Origin of the sequence: Ornithinibacter sp., from assembly GCF_035443565.1 — a bacterium.
Lineage (GTDB): Bacteria > Actinomycetota > Actinomycetes > Actinomycetales > Dermatophilaceae > Fodinibacter.
Genome location: NZ_DAORSO010000398.1, coordinates 1 through 1196 on the forward strand (window position 1 = coordinate 1; position 1196 = coordinate 1196).

The following is a 1196-nucleotide window of genomic DNA, read 5'->3' on the forward strand; positions in this document are numbered from 1 at the left end:
TAGGGAATCGCTGATGAAAGGACCATTCCCGACGTGAGGGGTCGGCGCCGGCCCGGGTGGGGTCGCGTGAGTGCTCTCGACCTGGGCTGATCGGCCCATTTGGGGCCTTGCTGGGCGGTTGAGGGCAGGCTGGCGCCTGGCCGTCACCCCATCAGGGCGACGGCCCGGGTCCGCATCAACCAGTTCGACGAGGCGAACAACACGTTGAGGTGGTTCAGGTTCTTGGCGATCCCGCGGTAGCGGGTCTTGGTGAACCCGAAGTCACGCTTGACGATCAGGAACGGGTGCTCGACCTTGGCCCGCACCGACGCCTGACGCGACTGCTCTTCCCGGTCATGAGCGGGCATCGTCTTCAACGCACCCTTGCGCGCCGCGACCCTCCACGTGATTCTCGACAGGTCATCATGGTCGACGATCTCGGGCCGCTTGGCAGCTCCTTGGTACCCCGCGTCGGCGTACACGACCTCGTCATCGGCACGCACCACGTTGACCGCCTCGTCCAGGTCATGCACATTCGCCGCCGTGGCCGTGACGGTGTGGACGTACCCGCTGCCAGCATCGACTCCGATGTGGGCCTTCATCCCGAAGTGCCACTGGTTGCCCTTCTTCGTCTGGTGCATCGCCGGGTCGCGGGTCCCGGTGGCGTTCTTCGTCGACGACGGTGCCGCGATGATCGTGGCGTCGATGATGGACCCACCCCGCATGATCCAGCCCTGATCGGCGAAGACCTCGTTCTGCGCCGCCAACAACTTCTCGCCAAGCTGGTGCTCCTCCAACAAGTGACGAAAGTGCAGCAGCGTCGTCGCATCCGGGACCTGCTCGACCGCGAAGTCCAACCCCATGAACCGGCGCATCGCGTACGAGTCGTACACCGCGTCCTCGACGCCCTCGTCCGAGAGGGAGAACCACACCTGCAGCAGGTACATCCGCAGCATCGTCTCCACCGGCTTCGCCTTACGGCCCCGCTTACCCGGCCGGTCCGCGTAGTAGAACGGCTCGATCACGCCCACCCACGCCGCCCACGGGATCGTCGCGTTCATCGCTTCCAGGAACTTCTCCCGGCGCGACACCCGCCGCCGGTTGCCGTACTCGATATCCGTGAAACTGGGCTGATCGATGTCCACACCACATCCTCCCGGACCCCCGCCAACCCAGCCAGGGGGACACCCCGACCACCCGAGATAATCAGCGCATCC

The 1196-nt window shown here is 65.5% G+C and carries 1 protein-coding gene; it reads right to left on the reverse strand.

Annotated elements, in window-relative coordinates; genetic code table 11:
- Positions 1–143: 143 nt before the first annotated feature.
- Positions 144–1118 carry an IS5 family transposase gene (locus PLL68_RS15485; RefSeq protein WP_324535627.1) on the reverse strand — a complete coding sequence of 325 codons (975 nt, stop codon included), beginning with the start codon at positions 1116–1118 and terminating at the stop codon, positions 144–146.
- Positions 1119–1196: the final 78 nt, after the last annotated feature.